This window comes from Streptomyces sp. NPDC017943 (assembly GCF_044328425.1).
GTDB classification, from domain to species: Bacteria; Actinomycetota; Actinomycetes; order Streptomycetales; family Streptomycetaceae; genus Streptomyces; species Streptomyces djakartensis_A.
Genome location: NZ_JBIRHH010000001.1, coordinates 1,034,112 through 1,048,871, shown reverse-complemented (window position 1 = coordinate 1,048,871; position 14,760 = coordinate 1,034,112). Strand labels below are relative to the sequence as shown.

Sequence of the window (14,760 nt, the reverse complement as noted above, 5' to 3'; positions counted from 1 at the left end):
CGTCGCGCAGTTCCCCGCGCCCCTGGCAGGCGTTGCCGCCTAGCGCGTGGTCTTGTGCTGCCTGGACCACAGCCCCTTCTGGATCAGGAGGGTGAGGGTGCCGGCGACGATGATGCCCAGCAGGTTCAGCAGGAGCTGCTCCGAGGAGCCCCGGGTCTGGGACATGTCGCCGTAGCTCAGGGCCACCGCCGCGTTCGCCGCCGCCGGGATCGTGGTCACCGAGATGGCCACGCCCACCAGGGCGCCCGACTTCGCCGAGGTCAGCGACAGCGTGCCGGCGGTCCCGGCCAGGACCGCCACGACGAAGGAGAACCAGTCGGGCGCGTAGATGAAGCCGGTGTTGGGGCGGTCCGCCTCCAGCCGGGCCTCGCTGAACAGGCTCACGGAGTCCATGAACAGGCTGAAGCCGACCGTCACGGCCATGGCCGCCGCGAAACCGACCAGCAGCGCGATCAGTGAACGCAGGGCCAGGCGCGGGCGGCGGCGGACGATCGCCGTGCTGATACCGGCGAGGGGGCCGAACTCCGGGCCGACCGCCATCGCGCCGACGATCAGGATCGCGTTGTCCAGCACCACACCGCAGGCCGCGATCATCGTGGCGAGCGTGATGAAGGCCAGGTAGGTCGCGGAGAGGGTCGACTCCTCGTGGGTCGCCTCCGTCAGCTGCTCCCACAGCACGGCGTCCGCGCCCTCGCCGGGCGCGTCGGCCTCGGCGCGCTCGGCCCGCTCCGACAGCGACAGGTCGATCGACTCGACGGCGATGGAACCGCTGGTGTCGATGCCCAGCCTCCGCAGGCCGGCGAGCAGCTCGTCGCCCGCCTCCCGCGCCACGTCGCACATCACGACGTCCCCGGCCGGGTCGCGGGCGGCGCCGGGCAGGACGACGAGATGGGCGGTGCCGACCGTCCCCTCGACCAGGCGCAGCACCTCACCGGTCCGGTCGGCCGGCGAGATCAGACGCAGGTGAAGCATGGCTCCCATCGAACCCACTTTCCCCGGGGGTCACAGCTTGCGCAGGCTGAGCCGCTGCACCTTGTGGTCCGGGCCCTTGCGCAGGACGAGGGTGGCACGGCCGCGGGTGGGGGCGATGTTCTCCACCAGGTTCGGCCGGTTGATCGTGCGCCACATGGTACGGGCGTAGTCGAGGGCCTCCTCCTCCGAGACCTGCGTGTACTTGCGGAAGTAGGAGGAGGGGTTCTGGAACGCCGTCGCGCGCAGCTTCCGGAAGCGGTCGAGGTACCAGTGCTCGATGTCCTCGACCCGGGCGTCGACGTACACGCTGAAGTCGAAGTAGTCGGCGAGGCCGACCCGGGTGCGGCCGTCCTTGCCGGGCAGGGCGGGCTGCAGGACGTTCAGGCCCTCGACGATCAGGATGTCCGGGCGGCGCACGGTGAGGCGCTCGTCGGGGACGATGTCGTAGATCAGGTGGGAGTAGACGGGGGCGGTGACCTCGTCCTTGCCGGCCTTGATGTCGGCGACGAAGCGGGTGAGCGCGCGGCGGTCGTAGGACTCCGGGAAGCCCTTGCGGGACATCAGGCCGCGGGCTTGGAGCTCCTTGGTGGGGAGCAGGAAGCCGTCGGTGGTGACCAGCTCGACGCGGGGGTGCTCGGGCCAGCGGGACAGCAGGGCCTGGAGCAGGCGGGCGACGGTCGACTTGCCGACGGCGACCGATCCGGCGACTCCTATGACGAACGGGGTGCCGGCCTGGGAGCCCGTCTCGCCGAGGAACGTGTTCAGCGCCCCTCTGAGGCCGTCCGTGGCACCGACGTAGAGGTTGAGGAGCCGGGACAGCGGCAGGTAGATGTCCCGCACCTCGTCGAGGTCGATGACATCGCCCAGACCGCGCAGCTTCTCGACCTCCTCGGCCGTGAGCGGCAGCGGCGTCTTGTCACGCAGCGCGCTCCACTCGGCTCGGGTGAGATCGACGTAGGGAGTCGCCTCCGGACGGGGCCGGTGGGCGCTCCGGGGCATCGGGGAGACCGGAGAGATCACAGTCCATTGTTACGGGAGTACGAACGGATGGGGGGGTGGGATCGGTCACGCGGGGGTTCCACTTCGTTCGTCGTCGACTGGACGGTGACCGGCGCGCTTCACGACGTGGCTCGGACGACACGGAGGGAGGAGGTGGCCCTCCTCCCTCCGGGGTCTCGTCGGGTCACGGTTGGTGATTGAGGTCCTCTGTCACCAGGGACCGCGCGTGGCCCAGTCGGTTCGCGAGCATGTCGGCCTGGCTGAAGCTGAGGCCGGCGACCCGGCTTCCGCCGGACCAGGAACCGAGGGATTGACACGACCCGGTGGCTCGAGGGACTGCCGACCGCTGAACACGCCGGCTTCGGCAGGCCTTCGCGGTCGATTCAGCCCCGAAGACCCAGCACGCGCACCATGCTCCCGTGCCCGTGGGGGTCGGGTTCTTCGACCTCGAATCCCGCTGAAGTGAGGATTCCCAGGAGTGCGACCTGCATGAGTCGAAGAACCGTGTTGTGGTGACCGACGACCGGAGGCGGATTCGAGTAGTCGATTCCTTGCGCGAAGAGATCGAGAGCTGCATCCCTCAACTCCGGGTCGGCGAACCAGTCGGCGTACACCCCACCTTCGATGAAGGGCTCTACATGCACGTCCACGCCGGGTCTGCCGTCCGGTCCGCCGCTGAAGTCACCGCGGTACACGGGAAGGCCGGCTCGGCGCAGCTCCCGGCACACTTGTTCCGCCAGCGATTGACGTTCGGCGATGACCTCGGGTGTGGCTGTTGGATGCATGTCGAAGGCAGGCTCAGACATGGGGCGCTCGTTCCTCGCCTAGGTGGTTGGTTGTTGCGTGACGTGCCATACGTTCCCCTCTGGCCTGCCTTACATAGCGGGCGAGTAGATCCTTCGCTTCCTTGGCGAAAGAGGGGTGATAGGGGACGGACCAGGTAATAGGTGTGCCTTCCTTGAGGGCGCCGGTCAAGGCGGAGGCGCAGTCAGGGCAAGGCTGCCGTTCCGTGTACAGAGCGGTGATCTGCTTGGGGTCGAAGCCCTTTGCCTTCAGCTTCTCCAAGATTGCTGTCTCAGAGTGGCCGGCGAAGCCGCTGTTGGCGATCACGAAGTCGCCAGTCTTGGGATCGTTCCATCCCGGCACCTTCGCGACAGCGACATTGTGGTCCGCTCCGTAGTACCCATTTGTGGTCCTGTACTGATATGCGAGGCGGCTCATCTCGTCGCTGCTGTAAGCAATCAACCCCCGGGGGCATGCGTCTGCGACCGAGGCTGCTCGTGAGAGACCAAGACCTCGGACCCTGGTGCAGGTCTTGACCAGTCCGTCGAGTCCCTTGGTCCCGATGCGGAAGATGACGTCTTCGGCGAGGCCAAGTGCACGCAAGGCTTGATATGCCTCGGTGAAGCCGATGCCTGTGCGAGCGGCAGCGTCAACCGCCCTGACGGCGTCCGCGATGGGCCTGAGAATTTTGCCGGCGAACAGGGCTGCGACGTCGACAGTCGCCCAGGCGCACCCACTCCAGCTGCCTCCGGCACCGCCCGGTGCGATCTTCTGGGCGCACTTGATCCAGCTTCCGAAAAGGATGTCGATCGGGTCGACGTTCTTCTGGTACTCCGCAATCGTGATGGTTCGGCTGACCTCGGTGGACAGTTCCTTGGTCGTGTGCTGACCCAGGTAGACCGTCGCGCTGGAGGGGCACGTGAACCGCTGCAGGTCCAGGTCGTGTGCGGTGCACATGTACAGGTCTAGGACAGCTTTGAAACGGATCTTTGCCGTGATCGTGCAGTCGCCCTTGTAGAAGAGCTTGTCGATCCAGCCGTCGCAGCCGTCAGTCTTCCTGACCGTTTGCGGATCACCGATCTTGTCGAGATGGTCGACGACGTAGAACATGTTGCCGATGGCGCCGCCGGTCTCATCGACGACAGTTCCCGTTTCGATCTGCTGCGCGCGGGCTTGTTTCTCGGCTCTGTCGGCCGCTTCCTGGGCATCCCTGGCGTACTGTTCGGCGTCCTTCGCCGCCTCCTCGGCCTCGGTGGCCGCCGTGTCGGCGCGGTCGGCTGCTGCTCGGGCGTCCTTGGCCGCCTGTTCGGCTTCCGAGGCGGCCGTGCGGGCGGCCTCGGCGTCGAGGGCTGCCTGGTCCGCCGAGTCGCGGGCGTCCTTGGCGTGGTTCTCGGCGCGGCCGGCCGCCTTGTCGGCGGCTTCGGCGTCCTCGGTCGCCTTGCGGTTGTACTCGACGGTGCGGGCCAGGGACGCGGCTGCCTTGGACGCGGCTTTGGCGGCGTCGGCGGCGTAGCCGAGGGCCTCCTTGGCGTAGGTGCGGGCGGTGGCGGCGTGCCCGGCCGCGTTGGCCGCGTGCTGGTAGGCGGCCTTCGCGTCGCCCTGTGCCTGGTCGGCGAGGTTCTTGGCCGCCGAGGCCTCCGCCGCCGCGTTCTTGGCGTGGGCGTCTGCGACGGCCTGCTGGCGGTCGGCGATCGACTTCGACGCCTGGCCCGTCAGGACCACCAGTCCGGCGGCCGAGTCCTTGTCGACGTACGGGCTGCCGAGCTGGATCGCGTCGTTGGCGGGCTTGGCGACCTGTGCGGCGGCCTTTCCGGCGTCGACGGCGGCCTGGGCGGTGATGTGCGCGAAGCCCGCGGCCTTCGCCGAGGCGGCCAGGGCCTTTCCGGCTTCCTTGTTCGCCTCGTCCGCCTGGGACTTGGCCGTCTTGGCCTGCTTCTCCGCCTCGTCGGCCATCTCCACGGCCGTCTTGGCCTCGGCGGAGGCATGCTGCGAGGCCTTGATGGCGTCGGCGGCGGCGCTCGTCGCGGTCTTCACCGCGGCGTCCGACTTCAGCTTTGCGGCCTGCGCGGCGTCGGCGTGGGCGCGGGAGCGCTTGGCCGCCGCCTCCGCCCGGGTGGCCGCAGCGTCCGCGTCCGCCGCCGCCTTGGTCGCGGCGTCCGCTTCGGAGCGGGCCTTGCCGGCAGCGGTCTCGGCGTCGTCAGCGTGCTTGTCCGCCGCGTTGGCCGCGGCGCGCGCGTCCTCGGCTGCCTCCCCTGCCTCCAGTGACTCGGCGTACGCCTCCTTCGCGTCGGCCTTCGCGCGGGCCGCGTCGGCCTTCTGCTCGGCGTCCCACGCGTCGTCGCGCAGGTCACGGGCCTTGTCGCGGGCCTTGACCGCGGCGTTCTTCTTCTCGACCGCCGTGCCCTCGGCCGCCTCCGCCTTGTCCTTGGCGTCCTTGGCCTTGGTGGCTTCGGATTCGGCGTTCTTCCTGTGCTGGGCGGCCTCGGCCTGCTTGGCGGCCGCCGTCTTCTTCTCCGCCTCGGCCGTCTTCTCCTCGGCCTCGGCCGCCAGGCGCTTGGCGTGGGCCTCGGCGGCGGCCGCCTTGGCCTGGCCCTCGGCCTTCACCGCGTCGGCGAGCTTGGCCTCCGCGGTCTCCTTGTCCTTCTTGGCGTTGTCGCGGTGCACCTTCGCCGCGTCCGCGGCGGCCTTTGCCTGCGACTCGGCCATCGCTGCGGCGGCCTTGCGGAACTCGGCCTTCGACTGGGCGGCCTGCGCCAGCGCGCGCTGCGCGATGGTCGCGCTGTCCCCCGCTGAGGCGCGGGTGGCCGCCTCGGCGGTCTCACCGGCCTTCACCAGCGCTTCCAAGGCCGCTGTCGCGCCCTTGGTGACCTGAGCCTTCTGCTGACCCACCAGCAGACCACGCCCCCGCGGTGCGCCCGCTCCATCGGCGACGCCGTACGCGGCTTTCTGTGCGACATCGGTCGCGGCGGCAGCCTTCTTCGCCGCGGCCAACTGGGCCTTGAGAACGTCGAGCTGCTTCTTCGCCTGCGTCTGCGCCGCAGTGACGCCCCTCTTGGCCTGCTCGAACTGCGCCTTGTCCGGGTAGAACTGGGTGTCCGCTCCCGCGTGACCCTTGGGGACGAGTCGGAACTTCTGCGGGTTCGTGCCGTTGCACCCCCACAGCCAGGCGTTGTGGCTGTTCTCGAACTTGTTCAGGTCCAGGCACTTGTCCGTGGCGACGTTGCGCAGCTCACCGGCGGCGCGGACGTCGAGTGCCCACTCCTGTGCCTTGCTGTCGTTGCACGTCCATATCTGGATCTTCGTGCCGTTGGCCGGGTTGCTGTTCTCGACGTCCAGGCACTTGCCGGACTTGTAGTTGACGAGGGAGTAGGTGTCAGGGGAGGCAGCACGAAGCTGCCACTGCTGTCCGGTGGAGTTGTTGCAGGTGTAGATCTGCACCGGTGTGCCGGACGTGGTTCGGCCGCCCTCCGCGTCCAGGCACTTGCCCTTGGCCGCCTCCACCTGGATGACGGCGGGGGAGTCACCGATCCAGCCCGCGCCGCCGGGCGCCCAGTAGTCCTGCCAGCGGACCAGGTGGTCCGCCACCCAGGAGTGCCCCAGCAGATTCCCCAGCGCCTTCGCCCCGTCGGCGAGAGCGCTGGTTGCCTCCTTGCTGGACTTCAGGATCTGGTTGCGCTGGGCCGCCTGCGAGGCGATCTCCTGCTGCCACTCCGACGTGGCGGTCTCGGTGATGCCGTCCAGGGCCTTGTTGGGGTCGATCGGGTCCCGCCAGGCACACGACGCGTACCGGCTCTTCAGATCCTCGACGGCGATCCGGTACTCGGCCGTGCCGGGCTCGGGAGCGGTACGCGGAAAACCACCGGAGGCGAGGAAGAGCCGGGCGTCATCGGCGCCCTTGCCCCGGAAGGTGTCGAGCAGCCCTTCGAACGCCCGTCGTTCCTGGTACTGCCGTTCCCATTCGTCTGTGGGCAGGCTCGGGTCGCGGGTCTTCTCGCCGTAGAGCGGAGTCCCCAGGTCGGTGACGGCCTTCAGGGTCTTTTCGTCGGCCTTGGGTGTGGGGTCCTCGTAGAAGTCGGACTCAACCTTCCAGAATCTGTCGGCGATCCACTGGGTCAGGCCGGTCTGGCTGTGGAAGTCCTTCTCGTCGTCACCCGGGCCTCCAGGAGGCCAGTGGAAGCCGGTGACCGTGAACCCGCCCGGAGTCTCCAAGCCGTCGAGAGGCTTCGCCCACTGGTTTCGAAGGCCGTAGACGACATCGAGTTCTTTCCGCGCCGCCTCCTTGTCCCGCTGGTATGCCTGGGCCAAGGGGGTGTCTTCCCAGTGCGCCCGGTTCGCCAGCGCGTGCAGCTTGTCCGGCGGTTGGTCGAGTCCGTCCTGTGCGGCCGCGGCCATGGACGGCCCGCCCAGCCGCAGGACGTCCGCCATCAGGCACTGGTCCTGCCGCAGCTGCTCGGCCGCCGTGTCGTCGGACCAGTCGGAGGAACCGCCCGTCGGGGCGGCCGCTTCCGTGCCGGTCAACTGGTCCAGTACCCCCGGCTGAACGGCCACGCCAGCCAGTACGGCAGCGGCCGCGGCAGACGTGACGACGGCCGTCAGCAGCCGTGGTCGGCCGGATCTGGACAGAAACCGGGATATGGGCAGGAAAGGCCCTGGTCTCGGGCGCACAAAACGTCCCCTCGTCGCTACGGAAGGCGCACGGGGGGCCGTCGGAGCAGCCGAGGAGGATCGCCTGGTGAACCGTCGGCATCAGGCGTACCGGTGCGTTTTCCCCCTGTGGCGACGATGTCCCCCCGGTCGCCTGGTGAAGCGCTGTGCGGCCGAGTGGTCAGCTCCGCCGAGCGCGACGATCATCCTAGGTGCACACGTTCGAATCGACCAGCGTTCTTTCTTGCCCCTCGGGCGCGCTGGCGCAAAAGAACCTTCGGCCGCGGATGCGGCCACGTGATCCACTCGACGGAGCTCACAGGGCGGGCTGGTGACCGGACGCCCCGATTACCCCCGGTGGAATTTCCGAAATCGGGCACGCAAAGCCCTGTTCCGTGCCCGGGTCGACCCTAAGCTGCCGCCCATGTGTGGAATCGTGGGATACGTGGGGCCGCAGTCCGCGCTCGAGGTCGTGATGGCCGGGCTCAGGCGGCTGGAGTACCGGGGTTACGACTCCGCGGGTGTCGCCGTGCTGGCCGACGGCGGGCTGGCGACGGCCAAGAAGGCCGGGAAGCTGCTGAATCTGGAGAAGGAGCTGGACGGCAGGCCGCTGCCGACGGGGCCGACGGGCATCGGCCACACCCGGTGGGCCACCCACGGCGGTCCGACCGACGAGAACGCCCATCCGCACATCGACAACGCGGGACGCGTCGCGGTCGTGCACAACGGCATCATCGAGAACTTCGCCGCGCTGCGGGCCGAACTGGAGGAGCGCGGGCACGCGTTGTCCTCCGAGACCGACACGGAGGTCGTGGCGCACCTGCTCGCCGAGGAGTTCTCCTCCTGCGCGGACCTCGCCGAGGCGATGCGGCTGGTGTGCCGTCGGCTGGAAGGGGCGTTCACGCTGGTCGCCGTGCACGCGGACGAGCCCGGCGTGGTGGTGGGCGCGCGGCGCAACTCGCCCCTGGTGGTCGGCGTCGGCGAGGGCGAGGCCTTCCTCGCCTCGGACGTCGCCGCGTTCATCGAGCACACCCGGTCCGCGATCGAGCTGGGGCAGGACCAGGTCGTGGAGCTGCGCCGGGACGGCGTGGTGGTGACGGGCTTCGACGGCCGCCCGGCGCAGGTGCGCTCGTACCACGTCGACTGGGACGCCTCGGCCGCCGAGAAGGGCGGCTACGACTACTTCATGCTCAAGGAGATCGCCGAGCAGCCCAAGGCGGTCGCCGACACGCTGCTCGGCCGGATCGACGGCTCGGGTTCGCTCACCCTGGACGAGGTGCGGATCCCGCCGCGCCTGCTGCGCGAGATCGACAAGGTCGTCATCGTGGCGTGCGGTACGGCCTTCCACGCCGGGATGATCGCCAAGTACGCCATCGAGCACTGGACACGGATGCCGTGCGAGGTGGAGCTGGCCAGCGAGTTCCGCTACCGGGACCCGATCCTGGACGCCCGGACCCTGGTCGTGGCCATCTCGCAGTCCGGCGAGACCATGGACACCCTCATGGCGCTGCGGCACGCCCGCGAGCAGGGCTCGAAGGTGCTGGCGATCTGCAACACCAACGGCTCGACGATCCCGCGCGAGTCCGACGCGGTGCTCTACACGCACGCCGGTCCCGAGGTCGCCGTCGCCTCGACCAAGGCGTTCCTGACCCAGCTCGTCGCCTGCTACCTGGTCGCGCTGTACCTGGGCCAGGTGCGGGGCACCAAGTGGGGCGACGAGATCCGGGCGGTGATCCGCGACCTGTCCTCCATCTCCGGGGCGGTGGAGCAGGTGCTGGGCACCATGGAACCGGTGCGGGAGCTGGCACGCACGCTGGCCTCGAAGGACACGGTGCTGTTCCTCGGCCGGCACGTGGGCTATCCGGTGGCTCTGGAGGGCGCGCTGAAGCTGAAGGAGTTGGCGTACATGCACGCCGAGGGCTTCGCGGCCGGCGAGCTGAAGCACGGGCCGATCGCGCTGATCGAGGAGGACCTGCCGGTCGTCGTGGTCGTGCCGTCGCCGCGCGGGCGGTCGGTGCTGCACGACAAGATCGTGTCCAACATCCAGGAGATCCGGGCCCGGGGCGCGCGGACCATCGTGATCGCGGAGGAGGGCGACGAGGCGGTGGTGCCCTACGCGGACCACCTCATCCGCGTCCCGGTCACGCCGACCCTGTTGCAGCCGCTCGTGACGACGGTCCCGTTGCAGGTGTTCGCCTGCGAGCTGGCGACGGCCCGGGGCAACGAGGTGGACCAGCCGCGCAATCTGGCGAAGTCCGTGACGGTGGAGTAGCGAAGGGGAGAGGGGCGGAGTAAACAGGCCCAGCCGTTCACCCCGCCCGCCCCGCACTCGGTGACTACCAGTTGATGCAGGTCTTCGGCACCCAGCCGTTGACCTTGTCGCCGCCGTAGTACCACATGTTGCTGGTCTTGCCGCAGGCCGTGTACGAGCCGCCCTTGTAGGCCTTGCCGTCGTTGCAGACGCCGCCGCGCTTGCCCTTGCCCCAGATGCCGAGGGCCGTGGCCGACTTCTTCGGCGCGGAGCGGACGTTCACGGTCTCCTTGGCGGTGACGTTCACGATCGCCTTGCTGCAGTCCTGCGGAGCCGCGGCCGCCGTGCCGGCCGTCGCGACGGTGCCGGTGAGGGCGGTGGCGAACAGGGCCGCCGACGTGGCCGCCGTACCCAGCGACTTGAACCTCATGGTCTGTGTGTCCTCCCGTTTCGGTGCGATGCCGTTTGCTCATCGCGGTCGTCGCGAACTGTACAAGAGCGGACGGGAGTTGAATGACGAGGGGTCTGTGCTGGCCATTGCCGTGGGCTGGGTGCGCGGGTGCGGGGGAGGAGGTTGCTGCCGGGAACGCCGGTGCCCTTGTGCCCGGCACGGCGGCGCCTCGGTGGCCGGGCGGACCGTAGGGTGCTGCGCATGAGCATCATCGGGGTCGGCATCGACGTTGCCGAGATCGAGCGGTTCGCGGCGTCCCTGGAACGCACGCCCGCGATGGCCCAGCGGCTGTTCGTCGAGCAGGAGTTGCTGCTGCCCAGCGGGGAGCGGCGGGGCGTGGCCTCCCTCGCGGCGCGGTTCGCCGCCAAGGAGGCCCTCGCCAAGGCGCTCGGCGCACCGGGTGGACTGCTGTGGACCGACGCCGAGGTGTACGTCGAGGACAGCGGCCGGCCCCGGCTGCGGGTGAGCGGGACGGTCGCCGCCCGCGCCGCCGAACTGGGCGTGACCTCGTGGCACCTGTCGCTCAGTCATGACGCGGGCGTCGCCTCGGCCGTGGTGATCGCCGAGGGCTGAGACCGGGTGGGGTCCTCCGTCTCCTACGCCATCGCCCAGAGCAGCACGGCCGTACCGAGGACGCCCGCCGCGCCCAGTGCCGTACCGGCGATCGCGGGCCACATCCGGCCCGTGGCCTTGCCTGCGCCCGTACCCGGGCTGGTGCCCGTGCCCGTGCCTGTGCCTGTGCGGGCGTGGTGCAGGCCCATCACTCCGAACGTCACCGCGAGCGCACCCGCCAGGACGGTCCAGGGGATCAGGAAGAACCACGTGCCCACGGCCGAGAAGGCGCCGAGGGCCAGGGCGGTGGAGCCCAGGGCGGAGGCGGGGCTGTCGTCGTCACCGGGCGTCGTCGAGCTGGTCATGTCTCACTGTCCCCCTTTTGAACGCGTTCAAAATCGGCACGAGCTTACGCCCGGGAGGCGGCGGAGCGTCAACCGGCCCGCTGGCGGAGCGTCAACCGGCCCGCGACACGGACGCGTGCGCGGGGCGGACGGGAGTGGCCACGGCGGTGTGCGGGAAACTCGACCGCATGCGTACTGCGTACAGCGTGGAGACGGTCAGGAACGCCGAACGGCAGCTCATGGCGCGGCTGCCGGAGGGGGCGCTGATGCAACGCGCCGCCGCCGGGCTCGCCGCGGCCTGCGCCGACCTGCTGGGCCGGGTGTACGGGAGCAGGGTCGTGCTGCTGGTCGGCAGCGGTGACAACGGGGGTGACGCGCTGTTCGCCGGTGCCCGGCTTGCCCGGCGCGGAGCCGGTGTCACCGCGGTGCTGCTCGCGCCCGGCCGGGCGCACGCGGCGGGGCTCGCGGCCCTGCGGCGGGCCGGGGGCCGGACGGTGACGGCCGACGGTTCCGCCCGGGCCGGGGAACTGGTCGAGCGTGCCGACCTCGTCGTCGACGGCATCGTGGGGATCGGCGGGAAGGGCGGGCTGCGGCCGGAGGCGGTGCTGCTGGCGGCCGCCGCGGAGCGGTCGCGCGGAGCGGTCGTCGCGGTCGACCTGCCGAGCGGCGTGGACGTCGCCACGGGGGAGGTGCGGGGCGCGGCGGTGCGGGCCGACCTGACGGTCACGTTCGGGACGCACAAGCCGGGGCTGCTGATCGATCCGGCGCGGGAGTACGCGGGGTCGGTGCGGCTGGTCGACCTCGGGCTGGAGCTGCCGGCCGAGCCGGAGCTGGAGGCGTTGCAGCACGCGGACGTGGCCCGGCTGCTGCCGGTGCCGGCGGCCGAGAGCGACAAGTACCGCCGGGGTGTCGTCGGGATCGCCGCCGGGTCGGCGCGCTACCCGGGGGCCGCCGTCCTGGCCGTCTCGGGGGCCCTGCGCGGCGGGGCGGGCGCGGTGCGGTACGTCGGGCCGGCCGGGGACGCGGTCCTCGCGCGGTTCCCGGAGACGCTCGTGTCGGACCGGGGGCCGAAGCACGCGGGGCGGGTGCAGGCCTGGGTGGTCGGACCCGGGGCCGGAGACGACGCGGCGACGGTGGCGGAGGTGCTGGCCACGGACGTGCCCGTGCTGATCGACGCGGACGGACTGCGGCTCGCGGACGCCGGGGCCGTCCGGGAACGCCGGGCGCCGACGCTGATGACCCCGCACGCCGGGGAGGCGGCGGCCCTGCTCGGTGTGGAGCGCCGGGAGGTCGAGGAGGGACGGCTGGGCGCGGTGCGGGAGCTGGCCCGGCGGTACGGGGCGACCGTGCTGCTCAAGGGCTCCACCACGCTGGTGGCCGACTCCGGTGGCGGCGCGGTGCGGGTGAACGCGACCGGGACGGGCTGGCTGGCGACGGCCGGGAGCGGGGACGTGCTGTCCGGGCTGGCCGGATCCCTGCTGGCGGCGGGCCTCACGGCGAGGGACGCGGGAAGCGCCGGGGCGTACCTGCACGGCCTGGCCGGGCGGCTCGCGGCGGACGGGGCACCGGTGGGCGCGCACGACGTGGCGGAGACCATCCCGGAGGCCTGGCGCAACGTGCGGGGCTGAGCGGCGGCGCGACGCCCACCGGGAACGGGCACCGGACGGAACCGGCCGCGGCCGGGCCTGCGGGGGCGACGGCCACCGCCCCCGCCCGCCTCCCGGGGTGGGCCACCGACGGCGGACGGCCGACGGCGCGACCACCGCCCCTCGGCCCGACGCCACCTGGGCGGCCCGGCCAATACGAGCCACTGGCCCCCAGCCGTGGGCCGCGCGGCGCTGGTGCGGTGGCCGCCGCCCTCGGCCAGGTGGTGAGCCGCCCGGTCCCCGGTGCCGCGTCGGCACGCCTTCCGGGTGGCCCGGTCGAGGCGGTCCTGCGGGGTCGGGCACGGTGGCGAGCCCGAGCTCTTCGGTCGGCGGCGCTGCCTGATGTGGGCCACCCGGCGGTGGCGGCGTGGCCGCGGCTGCTCGGCCTGGCGATGACCCGCCCGGTCCCCGGTGCCGCGTCGGCACGCCTGGGGGGCCGGAGGCTGAAGCGGGCGGTCCGTCGCCCCCCGGCTCCGTAGACGAGCCCCCTGGGCAGGCACCGGTCATGCCCGGCGGTCGCCGCCAGTGGGACGTGGGCACCCCCGGTCTCGATGCCGCGCCCTCCTGGTCGTCCCGCCGAGGCGGTCCCGTCGGGGTCCGAGCCCGGTCGCGAGCCCGGGGGCTCCTCGCTCCGCCGCCCCCGCCCGCCGCCCGGGTGGGCCACCGACGGCGGACGGCCGACGGCGCGACCCCCGCTCCTCGGCCCGACGCCACCTAAGCGGCCCGGCCGAGAAGCAGTCCTGCTGTTGTCGGGCCCGGACGCGAGCCCGGGGGCTCCTCGCTCCGCCGCCCTCGCCCCCGCCTCGGCGTGATCTTGGTTCCGTGGGCGGGCCGCTGCCGTGGAGGGTGCGGGGGGCTCTGAGACACTGGGCGCGATGAGCGAGAGAACAGCCCCACGGACCGCGCCCCTGCGGGCCCGTGCCGAGATCGATCTGGCCGCCCTGCGGGCCAACGTGCGTGCCCTGCGCGCCCACGCGCCCGGCGCGGCCGTGATGAGCGTGGTGAAGTCCGAGGCGTACGGGCACGGGGCTGTGCCGTGCGCCCGCGCCGCCCTGGACGCCGGGGCGACCTGGTTGGGCACCGCCACCCCCGAGGAGGCCCTCGCCCTGCGGGCCGCCGGGCTCCCGGGCCGGATCATGTGCTGGCTGTGGACACCGGGCGGCCCCTGGCGCGAGGCCGTCGAGGCCGATCTGGACGTGTCCGTCAGCGGCATGTGGGCCCTGCGGGAGGTCGTCGAGGCCGCCCGGCACGCGGACCGGCCCGCCCGCGTGCAGCTCAAGGCCGACACCGGACTCGGCCGCAACGGCTGCCAGCCCGGCGACGACTGGGCCGACCTCGTGCGCGAGGCGCTGCGGGCCGAGGCCGAGGGTCTGCTGAGCGTCACGGGACTGTGGTCCCACTTCGCCTGCGCCGACGAGCCCGGCCACCCCTCCATCGCCGCCCAGCTCGCCCTGTTCCGCGAGATGGTCGCGTACGCCGAGGCCAGGGGCGTACGCCCCGAGGTGCGGCACATCGCCAACTCGCCGGCCACGCTCACCCTCCCCGCGAGCCACTTCGACCTGGTCCGCACCGGCATCGCCACCTACGGCATCTCGCCCAGCCCCGAACTGGGCGTCCCGGCCGACTTCGGGCTGCGCCCGGTGATGACGCTGTCCGCCTCGATGGCCCTGGTCAAGCGGGTCCCGGGCGGGCACGGGGTCAGTTACGGGCACCACTACGTGACGCCGGGCGAGACCACCCTCGGGCTCGTGCCGCTCGGGTACGCGGACGGCGTTCCGCGGCACGCCTCCTCGGCCGGCCCGGTCCTCGTCGAAGGCAAGTGGCGCACGGTCGCCGGGCGGGTCGCCATGGACCAGTTCGTCGTCGACCTGGGCGGGGACGAGCCCGCGCCGGGCGCCGAGGCGGTCCTCTTCGGCCCCGGGGACCGCGGGGAGCCCACCGCCGAGGACTGGGCCCAGGCGGCCGGAACCATCGCCTACGAGATCGTGACCCGGATCGGAACGCGGGTTCCTCGCGTCTATGTGAATGAGGAACAGGACGGGTAACTCGGAAGAGAACCCGTCACGCGAAGAACGGCAGTCAGCGCTCGCACCACCGGAACCACAGGAACCAGGAACG

The 14,760-nt window shown here is 71.6% G+C and carries 10 protein-coding genes; 4 read left to right on the top strand and 6 right to left on the bottom strand.

The genetic code is table 11. From position 1 onward, the window contains the following. Positions 1 to 39: 39 nt before the first annotated feature. From ACH4C6_RS04590 to ACH4C6_RS04575, 4 genes are all read right to left on the bottom strand, one after another. Positions 40 to 972, bottom strand: coding sequence for a DUF389 domain-containing protein (locus tag ACH4C6_RS04590; RefSeq protein WP_398107034.1), 933 nt, complete (start codon positions 970 to 972; stop codon positions 40 to 42). Between the two features lie 30 nt (positions 973 to 1,002). After that, positions 1,003 to 1,971 (bottom strand): type I pantothenate kinase, encoded by a 969-nt coding sequence (gene coaA, locus ACH4C6_RS04585; protein WP_398107033.1) that lies wholly within the window; start codon positions 1,969 to 1,971, stop codon positions 1,003 to 1,005. Positions 1,972 to 2,354: 383 nt separating this feature from the next. Beyond that, positions 2,355 to 2,777, bottom strand: a complete 423-nt coding sequence (locus tag ACH4C6_RS04580; protein ID WP_398107032.1) for a hypothetical protein — start codon at positions 2,775 to 2,777, stop codon at positions 2,355 to 2,357. After that, positions 2,770 to 7,419 (bottom strand): RICIN domain-containing protein, encoded by a 4,650-nt coding sequence (locus ACH4C6_RS04575; RefSeq protein ID WP_398107031.1) that lies wholly within the window; start codon positions 7,417 to 7,419, stop codon positions 2,770 to 2,772. Before ACH4C6_RS04575 ends, ACH4C6_RS04580 begins: the two co-directional genes overlap by 8 nt. A 403-nt stretch (positions 7,420 to 7,822) precedes the next feature. Here ACH4C6_RS04575 and glmS point away from each other — a divergent pair, with 403 nt between their 5' ends. After that, positions 7,823 to 9,670 carry a glutamine--fructose-6-phosphate transaminase (isomerizing) gene (glmS, locus tag ACH4C6_RS04570; protein ID WP_398107030.1) on the top strand — a complete coding sequence of 616 codons (1,848 nt, stop codon included), beginning with the start codon at positions 7,823 to 7,825 and terminating at the stop codon, positions 9,668 to 9,670. Positions 9,671 to 9,734: 64 nt separating this feature from the next. Here glmS and ACH4C6_RS04565 read toward each other — a convergent pair whose 3' ends face one another. After that, the gene (locus tag ACH4C6_RS04565; RefSeq protein ID WP_398107029.1) at positions 9,735 to 10,079 is read right to left on the bottom strand and encodes a hypothetical protein; all 345 of its coding nucleotides are present in this window, start codon (positions 10,077 to 10,079) and stop codon (positions 9,735 to 9,737) included. 222 nt (positions 10,080 to 10,301) lie between these two features. On the opposite strand from ACH4C6_RS04565, the gene ACH4C6_RS04560 reads away from it, so the two are divergent. Then, entirely contained in the window at positions 10,302 to 10,673 is a 372-nt protein-coding gene (locus ACH4C6_RS04560; protein ID WP_398107028.1) for a holo-ACP synthase, read from the top strand. 23 nt (positions 10,674 to 10,696) lie between these two features. Here the strand turns inward: ACH4C6_RS04560 and ACH4C6_RS04555 are convergent, their stop codons facing one another. Next, a complete protein-coding gene (locus ACH4C6_RS04555; protein ID WP_398107027.1) occupies positions 10,697 to 11,017 on the bottom strand; it encodes a hypothetical protein in 321 nt (106 codons plus the stop codon). A gap of 167 nt (positions 11,018 to 11,184) precedes the next feature. Here ACH4C6_RS04555 and ACH4C6_RS04550 point away from each other — a divergent pair, with 167 nt between their 5' ends. Together ACH4C6_RS04550 and alr are read left to right on the top strand one after the other, a co-directional pair. Beyond that, a complete protein-coding gene (locus ACH4C6_RS04550; RefSeq protein ID WP_398107026.1) occupies positions 11,185 to 12,624 on the top strand; it encodes an NAD(P)H-hydrate dehydratase in 1,440 nt (479 codons plus the stop codon). Positions 12,625 to 13,517: 893 nt separating this feature from the next. Continuing rightward, positions 13,518 to 14,687 carry an alanine racemase gene (gene alr, locus ACH4C6_RS04545; protein WP_398107025.1) on the top strand — a complete coding sequence of 390 codons (1,170 nt, stop codon included), beginning with the start codon at positions 13,518 to 13,520 and terminating at the stop codon, positions 14,685 to 14,687. Positions 14,688 to 14,760: the final 73 nt, after the last annotated feature.

What these genes read in the sequence shown, in the direction of transcription:
- ACH4C6_RS04560 (WP_398107028.1), top strand. Translation starts at nt 10,302, where the DNA reads ATGAGCATCATCGGGGTCGGCATCGACGTTGCCGAGATCGAGCGGTTC.
- ACH4C6_RS04565 (WP_398107029.1), bottom strand. Translation starts at nt 10,079, where the DNA reads ATGAGGTTCAAGTCGCTGGGTACGGCGGCCACGTCGGCGGCCCTGTTC.
- glmS (WP_398107030.1), top strand. Translation starts at nt 7,823, where the DNA reads ATGTGTGGAATCGTGGGATACGTGGGGCCGCAGTCCGCGCTCGAGGTC.
- ACH4C6_RS04550 (WP_398107026.1), top strand. Translation starts at nt 11,185, where the DNA reads ATGCGTACTGCGTACAGCGTGGAGACGGTCAGGAACGCCGAACGGCAG.
- ACH4C6_RS04590 (WP_398107034.1), bottom strand. Translation starts at nt 972, where the DNA reads ATGCTTCACCTGCGTCTGATCTCGCCGGCCGACCGGACCGGTGAGGTG.
- ACH4C6_RS04580 (WP_398107032.1), bottom strand. Translation starts at nt 2,777, where the DNA reads ATGTCTGAGCCTGCCTTCGACATGCATCCAACAGCCACACCCGAGGTC.
- ACH4C6_RS04555 (WP_398107027.1), bottom strand. Translation starts at nt 11,017, where the DNA reads ATGACCAGCTCGACGACGCCCGGTGACGACGACAGCCCCGCCTCCGCC.
- coaA (WP_398107033.1), bottom strand. Translation starts at nt 1,971, where the DNA reads ATGCCCCGGAGCGCCCACCGGCCCCGTCCGGAGGCGACTCCCTACGTC.
- alr (WP_398107025.1), top strand. Translation starts at nt 13,518, where the DNA reads ATGAGCGAGAGAACAGCCCCACGGACCGCGCCCCTGCGGGCCCGTGCC.